Below are 20,142 nucleotides of genomic sequence, written 5' to 3' on the forward strand. Positions count from 1 at the left end.
GAGAAACAGTGAGACGGAGAACGGTGCTACGGAGACGACTGCTGAGCGCAGTGGCGGTGCTGGTCGTGCTCGGTACAGTCGCGTGCGGAAGTACCGAGCCCGCCGGGTGCCGCACCGATCTGTCGGCCGACAGCCTCGGTGTGGCCACGGGTTCGGGGCTCGACACTCTCGGGGATGCGGATCTCGACCGGTACTTCGGCGCCGCCGCGGACAGCGGTGCGGCGTGGGTCCGGTTCGACTTCGACTGGTCGATTCTCGAGCCGAGCCGGGGAGAATTCGACTGGTCCGGAACCGACCGGGTCGTCGATGCGGCCCGCGCGCACGGACTGCAGATCCTCGGATTGCTGACCCACACCCCGGAGTGGGCACGCGCCGGTGACGCAGACGATACGCACGGCCGGCCCGCCGATCCGGACGAGTTCGGGCGGTTCGGCGCGGATGTCGCGCAGCGGTACCGGGACCGGGTCTCCCACTGGGAGATCTGGAACGAGCCGAACCTCGCGGTGTTCTTCGGACCGCAGCCGGACCCGGTGGCGTATGCGGCCCTACTGGAGTCCGCCTCGAGTCGTATCCGTGCGGCGGTGCCCGGCGCCGTGGTCGTGAGCGGCGGATTGTCCCCGGCGACCGACAACGGGACGGATATCGCTCCGACGACCTTCCTCTCGGAACTCTACGAACTGGGTGTGGCGGAGAGTTTCGATGTGGTGGGCATGCATCCGTACAGCTACCCCGCCTTGCCCTCCGACGCCTCGACCAAGAGCTGGAACTCCTTCTACCGGATCCGCGACATGCGCGACATCATGATCGGGCACGGTGACGACGGAAAGCCGATATGGGCAACCGAATTCGGATCTCCTACCGGAACCGGCACCGATGCGGTGGATGCGGAGCGGCAGGCAGAGATACTGCGCGACGGCATCACCGAGCAGCGGCGCCTCGGTTTCGTGGACAAGCTGTTCGTGTACAGCCTCGTCGATCGTGGCACCGACGAATCCGATCGCGAACAGAATTTCGGTGTCGTCGACCATGCCCTTGCACCGAAACCCGCCTGGCACGTGATGCGCACGGCGGCAACGACACCCGGATGCCTCTGATCAGACGGATTCACCTGCGGGCCGGAGCACGTCGCGTGCGGCGCGACGCACCGGCCTCACCCAGTCGCTGCCGCGCTCGGCGAGCTGGAGCATCCATCGGGCGCGGCGGCGGCGGACGGGTGTGGCAACGACGGTTCCGACCCGGTATTCGCCGTTCGCCCAATGCGATTTGAATTCCGAGACGCCGACCATGTAGTCGAATCTCGCGATGCCGAGGGCGTCGTGATGGTCGGCGAGCCATCGCTGCAACAGCTGACCGGGTTGGTACCGGCGCACATCGGGATGAAAGCGGGCCATCCACATCTCGGCCACGTCGCCGGTGCGGAACATGATTTCGTGTGCGCACCACCGTGTTCCGACGACCAAGCCCACCACGAGCAGAGTTCCCGCCCGCGCTTCGGCCTCGAGCAGAGGTTTGGTGAACGCCGCGAACGACGGCCCGAAGAAATTGTCGCGGTCGGTGTGCTCGTCGGCTGCCGCTGCGACGGCGACGATGTCGTCCCAGCGTCGCTCGAGGTGTTCCGGATCGCGGATCACCTCGACTCGCGCGGGTGTACCGGCACCCTCGAGTGCTCGTTCGGCACGGCGCAGTGTCTTGAGCGTACGACTGCCGCGCAGCGTCGTCGCACCGGCGCCGCTCGGCAGATCGATGGTGAGGCATCGATCGTCCACCTCGACGCCGACGTTCCACAGCGGCGATGTACGCAACACCTCCACCAGGGGATCCGCTACGTCGATGTGGGTGAGTTGCAGCGACATCCCGGTTGCGGCGATCCCGTCCACCAACTCGGCGAGAGCGTGATCGTCGGCTGCGACGAACGTGCCGATCGTGCCGAGGCCGTGCCCCGGAAAGCGGAGGGTCTGTACGCCGAGTCGATTGCGCCGGTGGAGCGGAGCCACCGCCACGAGCCGGCCACCGCGGCGTGCCGTACCCACTGCCAGTCGTCCCCGCCCGAGGTTCCGGTGCCAGTTCAGCGCGTACGACGGTCGCGCGGCGACACGTGTGCCCACGTGCCGCGTGAGGTCGGACCATTCCGGGACGAGGGCGTCGACTGCACTGCCCTCGACGATGTCGAAGGTCATTGTCCGGGGCGGCGTCCGCGCTCCGGCTCGGACCGCCGGTGCTCTGTGTGCCGGCCTCGCATGTACCCAGCTCCTTCTCGGGAGTGCGCGACGCGAAACCGGCCGCACGGGACGCGCCGTGTCGCGCCCCCCGAGAACGATCGTAGGCGGACGACTCACCGTTACGGCGTCCGCACCGAGCTACACCTCTCGGCTCCCGGCCGAGTCGACGCGTCTACCGGACTCGGGGCGCCGCGAACGGTGCCGCGGGTACATCGGCTCCGCTGCCGAGCGCGGAGATGATGCCCTCGAGGATCATGTCGAGAAGCTCGGCCGATGTCGCGAAGTTGATGCGCACGTAGTTGCGGCATCCGCTGCCGAACCGCAACCCGCCCTCGACGAGGATCCTGCCGCGCTCCCGCACCCGTTCGACCGGATCATCGAATCCGAGCGGACCGACGTCGATCCAGGTGAGATACGTTCCCTCCGGGAGGTGGTGCCGCGCAGCGGGGATTCTTTCTCGAAGCACGGCGTCGACGTGCCTGCGATTCCGTTCCAGGACCTGCATGAGGTCGCGCTGCCATGCGTCACCGTGCCGCCACGCGGCGAGCGTGGCGACCACTCCGGGCACGGACACCGCGCCGTACAGGTCGAACGGTTCGGCGTCACGCCGTCTCAGTAGCCGTTCCGATCCGTAATGCACCACCGCGCACCGTAACCCGGCGAGATTGAAAGACTTTCCCGCGGATGTGATCGTGACAGTGCGTTTCGCCGCGTCCGGGCCGAGTGATGCGAACGGGATGTGCACGTGGGGCTCGAAGACTATTTCGGCGTGGATTTCGTCGCTGACCACCAGCAGGTCGAACCGTTCGGCGATGTCTGCGATCTGCTCGAGCTCCGCGCGGGTGTGAACACGGCCGGTGGGATTGTGCGGGTTGACGAGCACCAGTACGCGGGGGCGGTGGCGCGCAACCCGCTGCTCGAAGGCTTCCATGTCCAGCACCCACCCGTCGCCCCGATCGACGAAGGGGAAATCGAGCTGCTGCAGGCCCATCCGGCGGATGGAGGCGAGAAACGGCGGATAGTTCGGGGTCTGAACGACGACCGAGTCACCGCGTCGCGTGCTCAAGTGGAGGATCAGTTGCAGGGCCTGGATCAAGTCCGTTTGCTCGCGGACCGAGCCCGGGTCCGGTTCCCATCCGTACCGGTCGCGCATCCGCGTCGCGAATTCTTCACGCAGCGGAGTGCCGTGCACCCAATTCGGGTAGCCGAGGTCGGTCTCGATCTGTTCGTGGAGCGCACTGCGGATGACCGGTGCAACGGGGAAGTCCATGTCGGCGACCCACGCGGGCAACAGGCCTTCGTCGACGGCTCGAGCCCACTTCGCCCCCGCGCGAGCCGACAACTCGGCGATGTCCAGGTCGTCGAATCCTGGGAAAGAAATCCTGCTCATCGGGCCTCCTCGGATGCGGAGAGCAGCAGATCGCGCGTGATCTCGATCTGACCGTGATGCTGCGCAAGCTCTTCGAGGACGTGGAGCAGGACCCCGTCGACCGACACCACGTCACCCCGGTACTTCTCCGGTACAGCATGCGCCAGCCGGGCGGACGGGTCCACCGCAGCGAGATCCTCGGCCAGCCGGGTGCGCTGCTCGGCGACCATCCGCGCCAACTCCGCGACGGTGCCCGATGCACCGAACTCCGACTCGCGGTCGCGGTTGCTCTCACGGCCGAGGACGATGTGGCCCACCCAGAACTCGACGAGCGCGCAGCAGTGATAGGTGATCGCCCACACCGAGTTGGCGCCCGGCAGCGGCGGTGCCGTGTTCGCGCCGGCGTCGCCGAGCTTCGTCGACGCGGACAGCATCCCGTCGAAAGCACGATCGACGAAGTAGAGGTACTCGTCGGTTTTCATCGCCCTACCGCCGTTCATCCTCATGTTCGAGTGAGCTGAGAATGACACGGTTCGGGGAAATCCGCGCGGCGAACTCAGGCGACTTCCGCGGGTCTTTCGCCGGTGACGAAGAAGATGAGCCGATCGGCCACGTCGGCGGCCTGGTCTCCGAACCGCCCGTAGAAGCGCGCGACGAGAACGGTGTCCACGGCCGTCGGAACGTCACCGTCCCAGTTCTTGCCTTCGACGGTGGCGAGGATCCGCGAGTGCACCGCGTCCAACTCGCGCTGGAGCGCACGGACACTCTGAATCGCCTCGAGGTCGAGATGAGTGAACACATCGCGCAGCACGGCTGCGATCCGGGCTGCGACGTCAGCCATCACAGCGAGGTCGTCGTGCAGGGCACCTCGCACGAGCAGGTCCGGGAAGCGACGGCGTGCAACGCGCGCGATGTGGAGCGTGAGTTGCCCCATCCGGCTCAGATCACCGCTGATCCTGACTGCCGAGAACACGAGTCGGAGGTCCGCGGCGACAGGCCCCTGCAAGGCGAGGATCTTCATGGCCCGATGGGCGCAGTCCGTGGTCAGCTCGTCGAGGCGGGCGTCGAGGTCGAGCGTGCTCTGCGCCGCCAGCAGGTCACCGCGGAACAGCGCCTCGGTCGCCGACGAGAGGCCCTCCGCGGCCACAGCGCCGAGTTCCCCCAGCCGTTCGAGCAGTTCGTTCAGTTCGCCCTTGAACACTTCCCTCATGCAGCACTCCTCTCGGTAGCGTGCGGAAGTCCCATTCTGCTGCGGTGGGTGCCACCACAAGCTGAATGCCCGTCCCCCCACGTTCTACACAGGCTGATGATTCACTTCTTTGCGCTCGGTGTCACTCCGGGTGTCGGCAGGCGAGAGATCGTCCATGCGCGCAAGGTGAGCTTTGATCCATTCTGTACTTCCCGGTGTCGCGACGTGCTCATGCGTTGTACCGGCGATGCGGGTAGTCAAGGCAGTCCTTCGAGGTAATGTGCCGACGTTGCTCGGCTCGCAGGCCACCCCACACCCCCGGAGTGACCGCCATCACTATATAGCGAGACCGCGAGGATACAACTCGGCCTAGTCCGGAGCTCGGGGTGTGGAGTCCGGTGCAGGAGCCGAATCGCTGGACGGCGGCCGATTTCCCTGGTCGTCTCGGTTCCGGACGATCTCCTGGGCGTACTCGCGGTTGACCGACTCGCTCACCGGAGCATATGTCTCCTCCGCACGCGGCGGGTGCCCCTGCGGCGTGTCGACCTGCCCCTCCCCGCTCCGGTAGCGGGGATGAGGGGTGTTTTCCTGGGGCTCGAAGAGCGACTTCGAGAGCGCCGCGATGGGCCGGGTCGGCGGTGCCGGATCGACGAACGGAACGGGCCCGGACGACGGGTCGCGGGCGGGCACAGGCACAGGCACAGGGGCCGGCATGGGAGGCCGGCGCTGCGGATCCACGGGCGCTTGCGAGCGCGGGTGCGGTCGGTGCGGGTGCGGCGGCGGGTACGGGCCCGGTTGCGGGGAGACGGCGACACTGCTCGGCTCGGGCGTCGTCGGGGTAGCCACCGGCTTATCCTTCTCGGGTGCCGGCGGCTTGTCGACGGACAAGACGACGAGCCGGGTGGGGACATCGATCTCGGCCAGCGCACGAAGACTGTTCTCCACTACAGCCCGGTCTTCGCTACCCGTAGTGACGACGATCAGGGCAAGCCCGACCTTCTCCTGACGCAGTTGCTTCCACCATTGCTCCGTCATACCGCACCGGATGATGCGTTCGGCGGCGTCGTCGCCGAAGATGTCCGGGTCCGCCTCCACCCCGGAACCATTCAGAACGAGAATCGCTTCGCCGAGCGACGCGCGCTGCTGCAGCATCACCACCGTGTCGAGCGGCAGGCGTGGGGTGCCGGAGGTATCGACCTGCAGGGCCGTCCGATACCGGCGGGAAGTCCGCCGCGCCCATGCCGGCGTGACGGTCCTGCCGAACCGGCCGTTGAGGGCGACCAGCAGCTCCGCGACCACGATCAGCGTGAACAGGAATGCGACCGCAGCCTCTGCCTTCGGTTTCGGCGAGACCTTCGTGCCGCTTCCGGCGGGCGCGGCCAGCACCTGGAGGTGTTCGGCACCGGCACCGGAGCGCACGGCACGAAGCTGGTCGAGGCGGGAATCCAGTTCGGCCTGCAACACCGGGTCCGGGCTGCCGTCGTCCGTGCTGTCGTCGGCACCGGCCGCGAGTTCGGCACGGAGACCCGCGACGATTCCGTCGAGATCCGCGATGCGCGATTCGAGTGCGGTGCGGTTCCGGGTGCTCTGAGCCTGGTCGAGCGCAGCAACGACCACCTGAGCGAGCCGGTCCGCTTCCTCCTGGGACCCGTCGCGTGCCGTCACCGTGAGCAGTGTCGGCGACGTTCCGTAGTCCACCCAGATGTTGCCGGACAACGCAGCCGGATCCTCACCGACCTCCGCCGCGATGGCGGCCACCACGCGGGAATCCTCCGACAGCGCGACGTAGGGAGCGATCAGCTGCCCGAGCGACGCGTCCGAGCCCGACACCGCTGCGCTGCTGCGAATCTCCACCACGACGGTCGACTCGTAGACGCCGGGTCCGCTGTCGCGGACGAAGAACACCGCGAGTGCCACCACCGCCGCCGCGACGGCCGCCGGAAGCGCGACCCGCGCCAGTTCGCGAGCGTGCCCGAGGAGATCGACGGCCGGAGGGACGCCGAGTTCACGACGCAACTCGGCGTCGCGGATGTTTCCTTCAAGCACGTCGCGGACCCTTTCGCGGAACTGCCGTATGGGGGGAAATGTCGCTTTTAGGTCGCGAAAATCCGGCCGAACGTTACCTCACTCCGGAGCGCGCGGCTACACGCCGAGGAGCCAGCGAGGGCGCGACCACATCTGCCAGTTCTCGACCACCTGCGCACCGGCCGAGACATACAGCGGGGTCACCTGCGGGCTGGTGAGACCGCACATCGGCACCGGACCACGCAGTGCGAACGTGCGGGCTGCCGCCGCATCCACGAGACGCCGCGCGTAGCCACGACGCTGCCGTCCCTTCCTCGTCCCCAGCGACCACACGGTTTCGATCTCGCCGCCGTCCGAAATCAGTGTGCAGGACTGTAAGCGAGCGTCGTCGAAGATGCCCGTCGCCGTCAGGCCGGGTGCTTCCGGAACGGTGTCGGCGTACGCAATCGCCGCGGTCCCCGGCGACACCCCGAACGCACCCGCAGCCAGGTCGCGCGCGTCGGACATGTCCTCACGCCCCAGGACCCGCAACGCGTCGTCCTCGGGTGCGAGGACCGGAACGAACACCGTCAGGTCGAGAGCCCCCGCGCACACCCAGCCGCGGTCGACGAGCACCTGTGCGGCGGCGAGGCCTCGTCCGGCGAGCAACACGATCGCCGGGAAGCCGGCTGCGGTCACGATGTCGTATACGTGTTGCGCATGCGCGGTGACGTCGCCGTTGTGGACGAGCGCGAGGTTGTAGTCGGGATCCGGTGCTCCGGTGATCCCGGCCCACCATCCGTCACCGTCCAGGTACGACCCCGCAGCGGTGAGCGGCCGCATACTGCGTCCGTAGGCGCGGCGCAGGACGTCGAGCGTCACGGTGGTACCTGAGATGGAGCCGGGTGTCACTCGTGATCCTCCTGCTTCTCGGCACATCCGAGTTCGACCGGTACGAGATGAAGTTATCGTCCACTACCTCGCACACGCATCGGCGGCACCCCTGGAAGGGTGCCGCCGATGTGCGACGGAAGGGGACGTCAGGAAGGAGTGCCGATCAGGTCGCGAAGAAACTCGACGACCCCGCTGGGCAACTCGAAGCCCGGAACCGCCGGGATCGCGCCCGGTCCCGCGGTCGACCTCTGGCGCGCTCAGATCGAAGGCCTGCTGCCTCGGATCCGCCTCTGCCGGACGGTCCCGTCGGCGACGTACGCCGGAAACGGTACCGTGCCCGAGCTGTGCTGTCGCGACAACAGTTCTGGCAGAACTTGTTTCGACGTTCGGTATGCCGGAAATGCCGGCGGGAAGAGTGAAGCCCCGGGCGACTCTGGTGGAGTAGACCGGGGCTTCTGCGTAGGCCGGCGATGGGGGTTACCGGCCTGCGCAGTCGCCCGCACGATGGGATGTGAGGGCAACGGAAGAGACTTTATCCCGATGCGATTGCTACTCGCGAGTACACCGGAAAAGGGCAGGAACAGCGTGTGACGGCACAGTGCCTCGTTCAGGACACGCTGCGCGAGCGCCTTCCGTGAGCCGGTACCCCTGCTCGGAGCGCCGGGCCGCACTCATGCCCACAGCGCGGACGCCATGTCCGGCAGCGTTCGGTCGATATCGTGCAGTGACAAGACGCGCTGCCGGGCGATATCGGATATCTCGCGTCGCGCTACCGGGTCGTCGAGGAGGCGCGTCAGCGCCTCGGCGAGAGCCTCCGGATCACCGGGCCGCACCAGCACACCGGCGCCGTCTGCGAGATATTCCGCCGTGCCGCCGTGATCGGTGCCCAGTACCGGCACGCCGTGCGCCATGGCCTCCAACACTCCGAGGGGCCCCGCTTCCGGTGACGTGCTCGCCGAGACCAGGACGTCCCACGTATCGAGCACCTGCGCGGGAGGGACATGCCCGAGGAAAACGACGCGTCCACGCAGATCGGGCATCGCAGCACGGGTGCGCAACTCGTCGAGGAATGCCTCGTCGCCGGGAAACGGCGTGCCCGCGATATCCAGCCGGACATCGGGAATGCGGGAGACCGCTTCCAGAAGAATCCGGTGCCCCTTCCACTCGGTGATCGAGGCCAGGATGCCCACGCGCGATGCGCCTGGGCCCGCCAGGTCGCGGCGACGCTCGCCGACGGATACACCGTTACGAGCGACGACCGTGCGAAATCCCAGTGCCCGGACGGGTTCTGCCGTCGCACACGACACGGCGACAGCGGTGCCGACGCCTGGTCGGCCGAGTCGGGCGACGAGGATCTGACGTCGAGACGACAGGGTGTCGTGTACGAGCCATGCCGCGCGTCCGGCGCGCCGGGTTCCGGCGACGGCCAGGGAGACCGCCGGCAGCGCGAACAACGAATTACACACGACTCGAGCATGTTCCGTGGACTGTGCGCGGCGGATCCGGGCTCCAGCCCTCGCCCACCTCACGGGAAGAGATGCCAGGCCGAGCACACGACGGACACCTTGCTGTCCCTGCATCCCGAGCAGCGGTACCACCAGTCGCGCCACCTCGCCGGGCAGAGCGTCGGCGAGAGGCCCGTCGGGACATGCCACGATCACGCGTCGTCCTTCGCTCAGTGCGTGGTCGATCAGCGCGAGCATGACCTTCTCCGCGCCCGATCGCTGCCCGGTGTGTGCGACGAAAAGCAGTGGGTCGGTCACCGCGCAGCGACCGACCCGTGCGCCTCGTACAGCAGTTCGGTCAGACGGTGGGCCGTGGTCCGGATATCGAAGTGCTCGGCGATGCGCTCGTGGGCCGAAGCGCCCATCTCGCGACGGCGGATTCCATCGGCCAGCAGCAGACGCATCGCGGCGAGGAGCGCGTCCTCGTCGTCGTGGTCGACGAGCAGGCCGGTTTCGCCGTCGACCACCATTTCCGGAATCGATCCCACCGTCGAGGCGATCACGGGCAGTCCCGCGGCGCCCGCTTCGAGAATCACGTTGGGAGCCTGATCCATTCCCGACGGGAAACACATGAGGTCGGCGTCGGCGAGGATGTCCCACAACCGGTCGTCACCGCTGGTGAGGTCGTCGATCACGGTCACGGCGCGACCGGCCGGCACGGCATCCTTGGTCACGAGAACCAGATCGCACACGTCGGCGAGGTGCTTCTGGTGCAGGCGCAGCAGGGTGTTGCCACCCTTTCGTTCCATGCTGGTGCCGATGAAGACGATGGTCGGTCGCGCTCGCCCCGTGCGATCGGGGAGCGCTCTCTCGCCGGTGAGAAACGGCGACCAGATTCCCGGGGCCATCGTCGTGACCTTGTCGTCCGACAGGCCGTACGTCGGCCCGGTGAGCGACGCCGCGGTACGACGGCCGTTCGCGACAACGGTCAGCGCCGCGTCGAGGACGGGTTGCTCGAAACGCACCGCCGCCCGAACGGCGAGGCGGGTGAACCGGGTCGCCGCGCGGTAGGGCAGGAGGTAGGCATTGAGTTCGTTGGTGCTGTCGGTCGTGACCACAGTGGGGAGTCCACGCACCATGTCGGCAGAGCCGAGCATGCAGTTTTGTGTGTAGACGTGCAGAACATCGACGTCGCCGTCCGCAAGGCGTTCCCGTAGCCGGCGGCGCAGTCCGCGCGAATGCACGAGTTGTCCCCGCAACGCCTGCAGGTCGAGATCGAGCCGTCCGAGGCCGGGAATCGGCGCGCGCATGATCCGGCCGAGCAGAGAAGGCCCGCCCGCGTCGAGAAACTCGACCTCGACATCGTCGCGCTCGGCGAAGGCACGGCGCAGGGAGTAGTGCACAGTTGCATGGCCACCGATGTTCTCGTTCACGAACAGCGCTTTCAGCGGTGCTCCCACGCACTCACGACCTTCCGTTTCGTCCGTTCCCTCCCGATCGAGCCATCGAAATCGGGAGGTTGCCCGTTACAGCCGTGACATGGTGCGGCGAAGGCCGACCGCGAAGCCCGCCTCTCCGATCGCATTCCTGTCGTCCACGGGAAGCGGCGGCGTGGCGATTTCGCGCCGCGCTCAGCTGGGACGGGCGTCGGGATGTTCGTGAACGAAGTTCAGATACGCCTTCGACGGCGTCGGGCCACGCTGCCCCTGATACTTGGATCCGACCTTTGCGCTGCCGTAGGGATTCTCGGCGGGGCTCGTCAGACGGAACAGGCACAGCTGGCCGATCTTCATCCCGGGCCACAGCGTGATCGGCAGGTTCGCGACGTTCGACAGTTCGAGGGTGATGTGACCGTCGAATCCGGGGTCGATGAAGCCGGCCGTGGAGTGGGTCAGCAGCCCGAGACGCCCGAGTGACGATTTGCCCTCGAGGCGGCCCGCGAGGTCGTCGGGCAGGGTGCACCGCTCCGTGGTGGATCCGAGCACGAACTCGCCGGGGTGCAGCACGAACGACTCTCCCTGCGGCACCTGCACGAGCGTCGTCAGCTCGTCCTGCTGCTTGGCGGGGTCGATGTGGGTGTAGCGGGTGTTGTTGAAGACACGGAACAGGCTGTCGAGTTTGACGTCCACACTCGACGGCTGCACGAGCTCCGGATCGTAGGGGTCGATACCGAGATGCCCGGAGGCGACCTGGGCGCGGATGTCACGATCGGAGAGGAGCACGGGGTAAAGGTTAACAACCACCGAAGATCGGCGACGAAGACGTCGTCAGCTCTCCGCGTCCTGCCGGAGTTGTGCGGACATCGTGAGCAGCAGTTCGGTGCACTGCTCGACCACGTCGTCTGCGTCCAGGGGAACCGTGCCGTCGAGCCACGCGGTCATCGCCTGCGCGAGCCCCCCGACGACATAGTGCGCGGCCAGGTCGAGGCGGGGTGTGTGAGTGATCGAGTAGATGTTCTCGGCCTGGGCGGTGACGAGCCCGGCGAACATTCGCGTCGAAGCGAGGCGTCGCTTGGCGAGTTGGGGATTGGCCTGGCTCACGGAGAACAGCATCCGCCCGAGCCGCGGGTCCTCGCCGATCTCGCGGACGATGTTCTCGACGCAGGCGCGGACGATCGCGCGGTCGTCGCCGGGCTGCGCACCGACGACCGCGGCAAGAGTGCTTTCCGCGATCCGCTGCACCGCGTAGTCGTACACCGCTCCGGTGAGCTCGTCGCGGTCCGCGAAATTCTCGTAGAAGTACCGTGATGCCAAGGCTGCCCGCTTGCAGACGCCGCGGACCGACAAAACGGGTTCGCCGTCGGCTCCACCGAGGATGTCGAGCGCGGCTTCGATGAGCTGAGCCCGGCGATCGGCCTGCCGTTCCTCACCCGCGCGTCCGCCGTAGAGCCGTCCTGTTGCCATGCGCCCATCTTCTCAGACCTCTTTACGCGACGCGCATATCTGAGTACATTCGTGTTCAGTTGAGTCGGCCGACAAGGAGCACGATGACGATCCTCGAGAAACCCGCAGGTCTGGACGACACCATGGACGGTCTCGGGCTCGCCGCGGGTGCGGCGAACATCATCATGCAACTCTCCTGGCCCCAGGTGGGCTACGGCGTCTTCGAGAGCCGCGTCGAATCCGGGCGGTTGTTCGATCACCCCCTCAAACGCACCCGCACCACCCTCACCTACCTGGCGGTCGCGGCACGAGGCACCGACGACGAGAAGCGGCTCTTCCGCGACGGCGTGAACAAGGCCCACGCGCAGGTCCGGTCGACCGCCGCCAGTCCCGTGAAATACAACGCCTTCGACCACGAACTGCAGCTGTGGGTCGCCGCGTGCATCTACCGCGGCTTCGAAGACGTCCACCGCTCCCTCTACGGGCCGATCCCCGAGGACGCCGTCGACTACTTCTACCAGCGCGGGGCCGCCTTCGGGACCACGCTGCAGGTCCCTCGGTCGAAGTGGCCGAAGGACCGCGACGCCTTCGAGCAGTACTGGAAGGAAGGGCTCGAGAACGTCCGCATCGATCCGGTCGTGCGGGAGCACCTGCTGTCGATCGCACGCATGGAATTCCTGCCGCAGCCGATCCCGTTCCTGTTCGGCCGGCTCAACCTGTTCTTCACCGCGGGCTACCTGCCGCAGCGGTTCCGCGACGAGATGCTCATGGCGTGGACGCCCCGCGATCAACGGCGCTTCGAACGTCTCATGAAGGCGCTCGGCGCGGTGAACAAGCGACTGCCGGTCGCGCTGCGCGAACTGCCGTACCGCGTCCTTCTCGCCGATATGCGCCGGCGGATCAGGAAGGGACAGACCCTCGTGTAGGGGTGCAGCGACCGATCGGGGAGTCTGCTAAAGTTTGCTCCTAGCTTGAGCGGAGCCGGTGAAAACCGGCAAAAGCCCAGCGTGCCGATGTAGTTCAATGGTAGAACATCAGCTTCCCAAGCTGAATACGCGGGTTCGATTCCCGTCATCGGCTCAGAAACGAAGGCCCCGGCCGACGCATCGCGTCGCCGGGGCCGTCTTCGTCCTCAGGCCTTCAACGCTGCACCCGCTCAGCGCGTGGGCAGCGCGCGGTCAGAATTCGAACACCACACGTGCGGGCACGGCTCCGCTCAGCACATCGCTGATGGACTCGTTCACCGATTCCAGCGGACGCGTTTCGGAGATGACCTGGGTGCGCCCGGCTGCGTGCAGCGCGAAGACGTCGGCCAGGTCGTTGCGCGTCCCCACAATCGAACCGATGACGGACTTTCCGCCAAGGACCGTGTCGAAGATCGGCACCGGCAGCGACGCATCACCGGCCGGCAGCGCCACGCACACGAGGCGCCCGCCTCGACGCAGCGAGGCGTAGGCCTGCTGGAAGGACGCGGCCGAGGCCACCAGCGCAAGAGCCACATCCGCTCCACCGAGCCGGGCAATCGCCTCTACCGGGTCCTCTGCCTTGGCGTTCACAACGTGGTCTGCGCCGAGACGCCGCGCCATCTCGAGCTTGTCGTCGGAGACGTCCACGGCAATCACGAAGCCACCTGCGATTCTGGCGTACTGCACCGCCAGGTGGCCGAGTCCGCCGATGCCGAAGACCGCGACGGTCTGGGCGGGACGCACCTGCGCCACCTGCACCGCTTTGTAGGTCGTAACTCCGGCGCACGTGAGCGGACCCGCGTCCACGGAGGACACGCCATCGGGAACGGGGGTCGCGAAAGCAGAAGGGAGTACGGCGTACTCACCGAAACTACCGTTGACGGAGTACCCGGAGTTGCGCTGGTTCTCGCACAACGTCTCCCAGCCGGAGATGCAGTATCGGCAGGCGCCGCACGCATATCCGAGCCAGGCGATGGCAACCCGGTCCCCCACCGCGCGATCGGTCACCTCCGACCCGATCGCCTCGACACGGCCGATGCCCTCGTGGCCGGGCACGAACGGCGGCGACGGCTTCACCGGCCAATCACCGTGTGCGGCGTGGATATCGGTGTGACAGAGACCGCTGACCTCCATCTTCACCAGCACGTCGGTGGGTCCGGGATCCGGCACGGGCAGATCTTGGATCTCGAGCGGTGCTGTGAAATCGGTGACGACTGCTGCTTTCATCGCGATTCTCCTGTGGTGGGCGGGCCCGCACATCCACGAGCCGTTCGACCCCGAGAGCCCGCATGCTCCCCGAACCCGAAGAGCGTGCATCCTTCTCCCGGCGTCGTGTCTCCATCCTCGACCACGAGGTGTCGGGATATCAGGCTTCTCGGTCACGGATCGGTATGCAGTTGGCACCCTCCCCGTTCGCGACGACGGACCGCTCTACGCCCATGGTGCATCGCTCCCGCAGCGACGAGCGGGCCGACTAATGGTGGAACAGCACCGGCTGACCTTCACGTGGAATCGGAGTCTCCAGCCGATCGAGGAAGTCGACCTCGGTCTTGATCTCGGCCAGAAGCGCGGTGGCGAGGTCGTGACTCAAACCGTTGCGGACGACAATCCGCTGCACCGTGACGTCCGCGAGGTCGTCGGGCATGGGATACGCGGGTACGAGCCACCCTTTCATCCTCAACCTGTCCGACAGGTCGTAGAGGGTCCACTTGTCGGTGTAACCCTTTTTCAGCATCCACGCGAACACCGGAATGTCGGAGCCGTCGTTCCACAGTTCGAATGCCGGAAGCTTGGCTATTTCCTGCGCGAGATACTGCGCGACTGCCAGCGACTCCTGTTGGACTCGCGTGTAACCGTCGGACCCCAGGCGAAGGAACATGTAGTACTGCAACAGCACCTGCGCACCCGGACGTGAGAAGTTCAACGCAAAGGTCGGCATGCTGCCGCCGAGGTAACTGACGTAGAAGATCAGTTCGTCCGGTAGCGCCGCTTTGTCCCGCCAGACCACCCAGCCCACACCCGGATAGACGAGGCCGTACTTGTGGCCCGACGTGCTGATCGACGCCACTCGGTCGAGCCGGAAATCCCACACCAGGTCCGGCTGGCAGAAGGGCGCGATCATCGCTCCGGACGCGCCGTCGACATGGATCGGGACATCGACGCCGGTGTCGGCGGCGATGCGATCCAGTGCCGCACTGATCTCGGCAACAGGTTCGTACGCTCCGGTATAGGTCACGCCCATGATGGCAACGACGCCGATGGTGTTCTCGTCCACATACTTGTCGAGTTCGTGCCCGTCGAGGGTTCTGTGCTCCAAGGTAATGGGTACATACCGTGCTTCGACTTCGAAATAGTTGCAGAATTTCTCCCAGCACACCTGAACAGCGCTCGAGAGCACGAGGTTCGGCGCCTCGGTGGATTTGCCCTCGGAGCGCCGGCGCTTCTGCCACCTCCGCTTGAGTGCCAGCCCGCCGAGCATGCACGCCTCGGAGGAACCGATCGTGGACGTTCCGATGGCGTTGTCGGGATCGGCCGCGCTCCACAGATCGGCAAGCATTGTCCAGCACCGTGTTTCGATGGCCGCCGTCTGCGGATACTCGTCCTTGTCGATCATGTTCTTGTCGGCGGACTCGGTGTAGAGACGAACGGCAAAGTCGTCCATCCACGTGCCGACGAACGTGGCCAGATTCAGGCGCGCGTTGCCGTCCAGCATCGCCTCGTCGTGCACGATTTGGTAGGCGGTGTCGGGATACGACTCCGACTGCGGCATACGGTTTTTCGGGAGTTCAGTGGCCTCTCCTGGCCGCTCGAACACCGGATTGGCCGAGATCGAATCGCTGGTGCCGACACCGCGTCCGCGGAAGTCGGTGGGATCGGCCGGTTCGGACATGACTCCCCCTCAGAATGCGGATGGGACAGTACGACCGAACCTCGACCGGACAGCCATACCTGTTCCTTACAGTTCCAGGCACCTATGGCATGCAATCGTATCGCGGCGGGAAACAGGAGAATCGGGAAAGAACCAAATCAGCGAAACCGAAACGGACCGAACCGGCAAAGCGTCCGAGATGACAGACGTGCAGACTCCCTAGCTGTTTGGCGAACCTTCCTGGGGCGGCTTACCAGCGGTAGTCCAGGAACTTCCCGTCGAAGGTGACAACGACGCGGTCGCCGTCCGGATCGGGACGTCGCGTGATGTCGACGGTGAAGTTGATCGCGCTCATGATGCCGTCACCGAACTCTTCGTGGATGAGCGCTTTGAGCGCCGGTCCGTACACCGAGAGCGCTTCGGAAAAGCGGTAGATCGTCGGATCGCGCATCACCTCGGGTGAGGAACCGCGGTGCGGTTGCAGTGCAAGACTTTCGGCGACGGTGTCGTTCAACTCGAGTCGTTCACACACGAGCCGCGCCTGGTCCGGGCTGAGCGGATGCTGCCCGAGGAGGGCGGCTGTCGTCCACACCAGCGGGGTGCCGAGGTGTTCGGCGAGGTCCGCCCACGTGAGTCCCTGCCGGATTCTGGCCGCGTCGACAATTGCGGCAGCGTCGGCCTTCGGAAGGATGGGGTTCATGGGTACTCCCTGTCGATGTCGTTGTCGGAGCAGCGGGCGTAGTGCCCGCTGCTGTCGGGACGGATGCCTGCTCAGGCCGGCGTGAGTTCCGATTCGGCGGTTTCTGTGTCGGTTCCGGCTCCCCGCTTGGGAGCGGTGCGCATGTGGGTCACGTAGATCACGGCGCCGACAAAAACGATGCCTCCCACGAGATTACCTATGACCGTGGGGATTTCGTTCCATACGAGGTAATCGCCGAGCGAGAATTCGCCACCGAGCAGCAATCCGGAGGGGAACAGGAACATGTTGACCACCGAATGCTCGAAGCCCATGTAGAAGAACAACATGATCGGCATCCACATGACCAGGACCTTGCCCGGAACACTCTTGGACATCAGCGCGGCAACCACAGCGGTGGACACCATCCAGTTGCACAGCACGCCGCGCAGGAACAGGGTCATCATGCCTGCCGCGCCGTGCTCGGCGTAACCGACGGTGCGCGCTTCACCGATGTGCATGAGTTGCTGGGCCACATCGTTCGGCGGGATGGAATACCCGTAGGTGAGGATGTAGGTGATCATCACGGCGACCGTGAACGCGCCCGCGAAATTACCGAGGAACACCAGACCCCAGTTGCTGAGGACCGCACCTGCCGTCACGCCGGGACGCTTGTCGATGTAGGCGACCGGAGCAAGCGTGAATACCCCGGTGAGCAGGTCGAATCCGAGCAGATACAGCATGCAGAAGCCGACCGGGAAGAGAACCGCGCCGAGCAGTGCGTTGCCGGTCTGCACGGTGACCGTGACAGCGAAGGCGGCCGCGAGCGCGAGGATCGCACCGCCCATGTAGGAACGGATGAGCGTGTCCCGAGTGGACATGAGGACCTTGCTCTGGCCGGCGTCGACCATCGAGCGAGCGAGTTCGGCGGGGGGAACGTAGGACACATCAACCTCCTGGTCGGACAGTGCCGGGCAAGCGTGTCGGCAGTGTGTGTCCGGCATGGTGCCGATCGGAGAAACGCGGCGTTACGTTTTCCTCGCACGGGTGTCCGGCACAGCGTGAGCCCGTGCGTGTCCGCTAGCGCGGTAGGCCGGGACTACGGCCGGGTGTCGCGGGGGCGCTGTATTCGCGGTGAGGAACGAATTCGAAGGTCAGCATCGCGAACGCTGCCGGCAGGAGGTACCGCAGTTTGAACAGGACGAACCGCCGGTCCGCTCCTGCGTGGAACTTGTCCAGATACCGATACAGCGACTCGAGTGCGATGACCGAGTCTCCGAGGCGGAGCACCATGCGCACCGCCGCCCGCCACCGGCCCGTGCCGTTCGGGCCGAGCAAGTCCGGGAACGGGGCGAATGCCAGCGACACCGACGTTCCGCCAGCGCTCCGGACGTGGTCGATGACCTCGACGGCCATCCGCTCGTCTGTGCCGTTCGGTGCCCGCGGACTGCGCCACGGTACGTCCAGGCTCCATTCGTCACCGTGATGCGCAAGACCGTAGCGCTGAAACCCGACGGGAACCATGTCCCGGTCGCGTGCGATGACGATCATCATGTCCGGGTACGTCCCGTCGAGAAGATGGTCGAGGATCATGGAAAAGCCCCGGCGCTGGTGACCGGAGCGAGCGTGGGACACGATCTCGAGCAGTTGACTGCGCACTTCCGGAGAGAGGTCTCTCTCCGCGACGATCTCGGTGGTGACTCCCGCGTTTTCGCTGCGGTGTACCGCTTGGCGCAGATTGCGGAAACGCCTGCCGACGAGGGAAAAGTGTCCGACGTCGACGACCACGTCGCACCCGATACACACCGACCTCAGGCGCGGGCGACCCCGACCGCCCGCCTGCCACAACCGGGCGGTGGTCTCACTGGCCCCGAGAACAGCCACCCGCCATCCCCGGTCGGCAGCGAAGCGCGAGAAATCCGACAGCAGGTTGTCGAACGCCGGCGCGTGGCCCACCGGGTCGCCCGACACCACCGCGATGCCGGCGCGGGTCCGATACCCGATCGCGGCGGTGCGGCCGGAATTGTAGAAGTACGACTTGGTCGAATTGAGCGCGAACGGCGCCAAAGGGTCGCCGCTGGACTCCCGCACGAGCGAGGCGATCCGACCCTCCTCCTCCGGCTCCGGCTTGCTCGCCACGGGAAGCACCAGCACGGGCCCCGACACCGCGATAGCGACGAACGCGACATGACTGTGTCCCCAGGCATACGCGAGACCCGCCACCAGCAGACAGAGCAAGGCCGCTGCCGCGTGCATACGGGTCACGGGACGGCGCAGCCAGACCCCGCGTGCGACGAACGCGATCGCCACCGCGAGGGCGACGATCAGCGCTGTGCCCCTACCTGTCCGATACGCCGAGATCTCGACCAGGATCATCGCGAGTAGGTACAAACGGAGTCCGACACGCTGCGCGCCGGGTGTCGCAGAAGAAGCGGCGGATTGCAGGGTCGTCATGGGTGTCTCTCGATTCTCCGGGACATCGGGCGCCCCTACGACCGTATGCCGGATGAATCCCCCGCTCCGCGGTTTCGGATGAAGAGGGAGCGCTCGACAGCGCCGACACGGCGTATCCGGCGCGACGCCGGGGGTTGTGCTCGCTCAGCACGGCAGCAGCCCGCTCGAACCGGATCCGGTTCGAGCGGGCGCACTGCCTTTCGCTGGTTCAGGCAGCTATCAGATCGTCGATCTGGCCGATCGCCGACGAGGAGCCCTCGATGATCCCCATGTCCACAACCTTCTCGAGTGCTTCCGCCGACTCGTAGGTGCTCACGTACGTCGCCCGGGTGCCTCCGTCGTGCTCGGTGAAGGTGTACACGTTCACCGACACCGGCAGGGTGGGATCGGGATTGAAATCCGCGTCGGCGAATCCGTCGGAAAAGGAGAAACTCGTCGGTTCGTCGACCGCGGTGACCTCCCAGTATCCCGGGTACTTCTCCCCTTCCGGGCCGGACATGAAGTAGGTGATGCGTCCCCCGGGCGAGAGGTCGTGGTCCACGAATGTCGCGGGATATTCCGGAGGCCCCCAGACCTTTTCCAGTTGACGCGGGTCCGCGTAGATCTGCCAGACGCGCTCCACCGGTGCGGCGAAGTCCGCGGTGATCGTCAGGCTCAGGTTCTCGGTGTCCTTGCGAATGTCTGTCACAGGCATGACTCATTCCTCCTGGGTCGAGTCGGACGCGATCAGTTCGTCGATGCGCGCGATACGGCCACGCCAGATCTGTTCCAGCTCGGTGAGCATCGAGGCCACCGACCGCACCGCTTCCACGTCGCCTCTGGCAAGCTGCTCCCGGCCGCTGCGACGCTTGGTCAGCAGACCGGCTCTCTCCAGCACGGCGACATGCTTCTGGACCGCGGCGAAACTCATGTCGTAGTGCGCCGCGAGTGCGGAGACCGAGCGCTCTCCTGCCAGCACCCGGCGCATGATGTCGCGGCGGGTGCGGTCTGCGAGCGCGTGGAACAGGGCGTCGGCCCGGTCCTCGTCGTCTCCGTTCACGACTCCAAACGTACAACCATCTGGTTGTAGGTGCAATGGGTCGGCGCGATTTTCTTGCGGCCACTGCCAGCAGTTTCTCTCTTTCGGCAGAAAGGGATACAGGAACTCGAGGGTCGCAGCCGAAGAGCGGGGCTAGT

The 20,142-nt window shown here is 66.2% G+C and carries 19 protein-coding genes and 1 tRNA gene; 3 read left to right on the forward strand and 17 right to left on the reverse strand.

Translation table 11 applies throughout. The features are described from left to right. Positions 1–8 precede the first annotated feature (8 nt). Positions 9–1,094 (forward strand): cellulase family glycosylhydrolase, encoded by a 1,086-nt coding sequence (locus ACFWBU_RS09880; RefSeq protein ID WP_378528152.1) that lies wholly within the window; start codon positions 9–11, stop codon positions 1,092–1,094. Here the strand turns inward: ACFWBU_RS09880 and ACFWBU_RS09885 are convergent, their stop codons facing one another. The 10 genes from ACFWBU_RS09885 to ACFWBU_RS09930 all read right to left on the reverse strand — a co-directional run bounded on the left by ACFWBU_RS09885 (position 1,095) and on the right by ACFWBU_RS09930 (position 12,023). Beyond that, entirely contained in the window at positions 1,095–2,177 is a 1,083-nt protein-coding gene (locus ACFWBU_RS09885) for a GNAT family N-acetyltransferase (protein WP_169651448.1), read from the reverse strand. A 214-nt stretch (positions 2,178–2,391) separates the two neighbouring features. Then, on the reverse strand, positions 2,392–3,609 hold the full coding sequence (locus ACFWBU_RS09890; RefSeq protein ID WP_378528153.1) for a MalY/PatB family protein: 1,218 nt from the start codon (positions 3,607–3,609) through the stop codon (positions 2,392–2,394). Further along, the gene (locus tag ACFWBU_RS09895) at positions 3,606–4,070 is read right to left on the reverse strand and encodes a DinB family protein (protein ID WP_378528154.1); all 465 of its coding nucleotides are present in this window, start codon (positions 4,068–4,070) and stop codon (positions 3,606–3,608) included. The genes ACFWBU_RS09890 and ACFWBU_RS09895 overlap by 4 nt, the downstream gene beginning before the upstream one ends. A gap of 74 nt (positions 4,071–4,144) precedes the next feature. Continuing rightward, positions 4,145–4,798, reverse strand: coding sequence for a PhoU domain-containing protein (locus ACFWBU_RS09900; protein ID WP_169618883.1), 654 nt, complete (start codon positions 4,796–4,798; stop codon positions 4,145–4,147). Positions 4,799–5,146: 348 nt separating this feature from the next. Then, positions 5,147–6,823 carry a hypothetical protein gene (locus ACFWBU_RS09905; protein WP_378528155.1) on the reverse strand — a complete coding sequence of 559 codons (1,677 nt, stop codon included), beginning with the start codon at positions 6,821–6,823 and terminating at the stop codon, positions 5,147–5,149. Positions 6,824–6,919: 96 nt separating this feature from the next. Continuing rightward, positions 6,920–7,663 carry an N-acetyltransferase gene (locus tag ACFWBU_RS09910; RefSeq protein WP_378528156.1) on the reverse strand — a complete coding sequence of 248 codons (744 nt, stop codon included), beginning with the start codon at positions 7,661–7,663 and terminating at the stop codon, positions 6,920–6,922. 683 nt (positions 7,664–8,346) lie between these two features. Continuing rightward, on the reverse strand, positions 8,347–9,438 hold the full coding sequence (locus ACFWBU_RS09915) for a glycosyltransferase family 4 protein (RefSeq protein WP_378528157.1): 1,092 nt from the start codon (positions 9,436–9,438) through the stop codon (positions 8,347–8,349). Further along, a complete protein-coding gene (locus tag ACFWBU_RS09920; protein ID WP_378528158.1) occupies positions 9,435–10,580 on the reverse strand; it encodes a glycosyltransferase family 4 protein in 1,146 nt (381 codons plus the stop codon). The genes ACFWBU_RS09915 and ACFWBU_RS09920 overlap by 4 nt, the downstream gene beginning before the upstream one ends. Positions 10,581–10,751: 171 nt before the next feature. Next, positions 10,752–11,342, reverse strand: a complete 591-nt coding sequence (gene dcd, locus ACFWBU_RS09925; RefSeq protein WP_378528159.1) for a dCTP deaminase — start codon at positions 11,340–11,342, stop codon at positions 10,752–10,754. Between the two features lie 45 nt (positions 11,343–11,387). Further along, on the reverse strand, positions 11,388–12,023 hold the full coding sequence (locus ACFWBU_RS09930; RefSeq protein ID WP_169618871.1) for a TetR/AcrR family transcriptional regulator: 636 nt from the start codon (positions 12,021–12,023) through the stop codon (positions 11,388–11,390). Positions 12,024–12,106: 83 nt separating this feature from the next. Here ACFWBU_RS09930 and ACFWBU_RS09935 point away from each other — a divergent pair, with 83 nt between their 5' ends. Further along, positions 12,107–12,928 carry an oxygenase MpaB family protein gene (locus ACFWBU_RS09935; protein ID WP_296550472.1) on the forward strand — a complete coding sequence of 274 codons (822 nt, stop codon included), beginning with the start codon at positions 12,107–12,109 and terminating at the stop codon, positions 12,926–12,928. A gap of 83 nt (positions 12,929–13,011) precedes the next feature. Further along, positions 13,012–13,082: transfer RNA gene (locus ACFWBU_RS09940), tRNA-Gly, on the forward strand. Between the two features lie 98 nt (positions 13,083–13,180). On the opposite strand, the gene ACFWBU_RS09945 is transcribed toward ACFWBU_RS09940, so the two are convergent. The 7 genes from ACFWBU_RS09945 to ACFWBU_RS09975 form a co-directional block, all read right to left on the reverse strand. Then, positions 13,181–14,194 carry a zinc-dependent alcohol dehydrogenase gene (locus ACFWBU_RS09945; RefSeq protein ID WP_169622179.1) on the reverse strand — a complete coding sequence of 338 codons (1,014 nt, stop codon included), beginning with the start codon at positions 14,192–14,194 and terminating at the stop codon, positions 13,181–13,183. 247 nt (positions 14,195–14,441) lie between these two features. Next, a complete protein-coding gene (locus ACFWBU_RS09950) occupies positions 14,442–15,857 on the reverse strand; it encodes a glutamate decarboxylase (protein ID WP_169622178.1) in 1,416 nt (471 codons plus the stop codon). A gap of 229 nt (positions 15,858–16,086) precedes the next feature. Next, positions 16,087–16,536, reverse strand: coding sequence for a cyanase (cynS, locus tag ACFWBU_RS09955; protein ID WP_169651459.1), 450 nt, complete (start codon positions 16,534–16,536; stop codon positions 16,087–16,089). Between the two features lie 71 nt (positions 16,537–16,607). Beyond that, positions 16,608–17,459 carry a formate/nitrite transporter family protein gene (locus ACFWBU_RS09960; RefSeq protein WP_378528160.1) on the reverse strand — a complete coding sequence of 284 codons (852 nt, stop codon included), beginning with the start codon at positions 17,457–17,459 and terminating at the stop codon, positions 16,608–16,610. Between the two features lie 133 nt (positions 17,460–17,592). After that, positions 17,593–18,966, reverse strand: coding sequence for a bifunctional lysylphosphatidylglycerol flippase/synthetase MprF (locus ACFWBU_RS09965; RefSeq protein ID WP_378528161.1), 1,374 nt, complete (start codon positions 18,964–18,966; stop codon positions 17,593–17,595). 208 nt (positions 18,967–19,174) lie between these two features. Continuing rightward, positions 19,175–19,660 (reverse strand): SRPBCC domain-containing protein, encoded by a 486-nt coding sequence (locus tag ACFWBU_RS09970; RefSeq protein ID WP_296550468.1) that lies wholly within the window; start codon positions 19,658–19,660, stop codon positions 19,175–19,177. A 3-nt stretch (positions 19,661–19,663) separates the two neighbouring features. After that, entirely contained in the window at positions 19,664–20,005 is a 342-nt protein-coding gene (locus ACFWBU_RS09975) for a helix-turn-helix transcriptional regulator (RefSeq protein ID WP_169622174.1), read from the reverse strand. Between the last annotated feature and the right edge of the window lie 137 nt (positions 20,006–20,142).

Source organism: Rhodococcus sp. NPDC060084 (assembly GCF_042730335.1).
Taxonomy (GTDB): Bacteria; Actinomycetota; Actinomycetes; order Mycobacteriales; family Mycobacteriaceae; genus Rhodococcus.

What these genes read in the sequence shown, in the direction of transcription:
- cynS (WP_169651459.1), bottom strand. Translation starts at nt 16,536, where the DNA reads ATGAACCCCATCCTTCCGAAGGCCGACGCTGCCGCAATTGTCGACGCG.
- ACFWBU_RS09935 (WP_296550472.1), top strand. Translation starts at nt 12,107, where the DNA reads ATGACGATCCTCGAGAAACCCGCAGGTCTGGACGACACCATGGACGGT.
- ACFWBU_RS09885 (WP_169651448.1), bottom strand. Translation starts at nt 2,177, where the DNA reads ATGACCTTCGACATCGTCGAGGGCAGTGCAGTCGACGCCCTCGTCCCG.
- ACFWBU_RS09890 (WP_378528153.1), bottom strand. Translation starts at nt 3,609, where the DNA reads ATGAGCAGGATTTCTTTCCCAGGATTCGACGACCTGGACATCGCCGAG.
- ACFWBU_RS09950 (WP_169622178.1), bottom strand. Translation starts at nt 15,857, where the DNA reads ATGTCCGAACCGGCCGATCCCACCGACTTCCGCGGACGCGGTGTCGGC.
- ACFWBU_RS09965 (WP_378528161.1), bottom strand. Translation starts at nt 18,966, where the DNA reads ATGACGACCCTGCAATCCGCCGCTTCTTCTGCGACACCCGGCGCGCAG.
- ACFWBU_RS09895 (WP_378528154.1), bottom strand. Translation starts at nt 4,070, where the DNA reads ATGAAAACCGACGAGTACCTCTACTTCGTCGATCGTGCTTTCGACGGG.
- ACFWBU_RS09900 (WP_169618883.1), bottom strand. Translation starts at nt 4,798, where the DNA reads ATGAGGGAAGTGTTCAAGGGCGAACTGAACGAACTGCTCGAACGGCTG.
- ACFWBU_RS09930 (WP_169618871.1), bottom strand. Translation starts at nt 12,023, where the DNA reads ATGGCAACAGGACGGCTCTACGGCGGACGCGCGGGTGAGGAACGGCAG.
- ACFWBU_RS09970 (WP_296550468.1), bottom strand. Translation starts at nt 19,660, where the DNA reads ATGCCTGTGACAGACATTCGCAAGGACACCGAGAACCTGAGCCTGACG.
- ACFWBU_RS09945 (WP_169622179.1), bottom strand. Translation starts at nt 14,194, where the DNA reads ATGAAAGCAGCAGTCGTCACCGATTTCACAGCACCGCTCGAGATCCAA.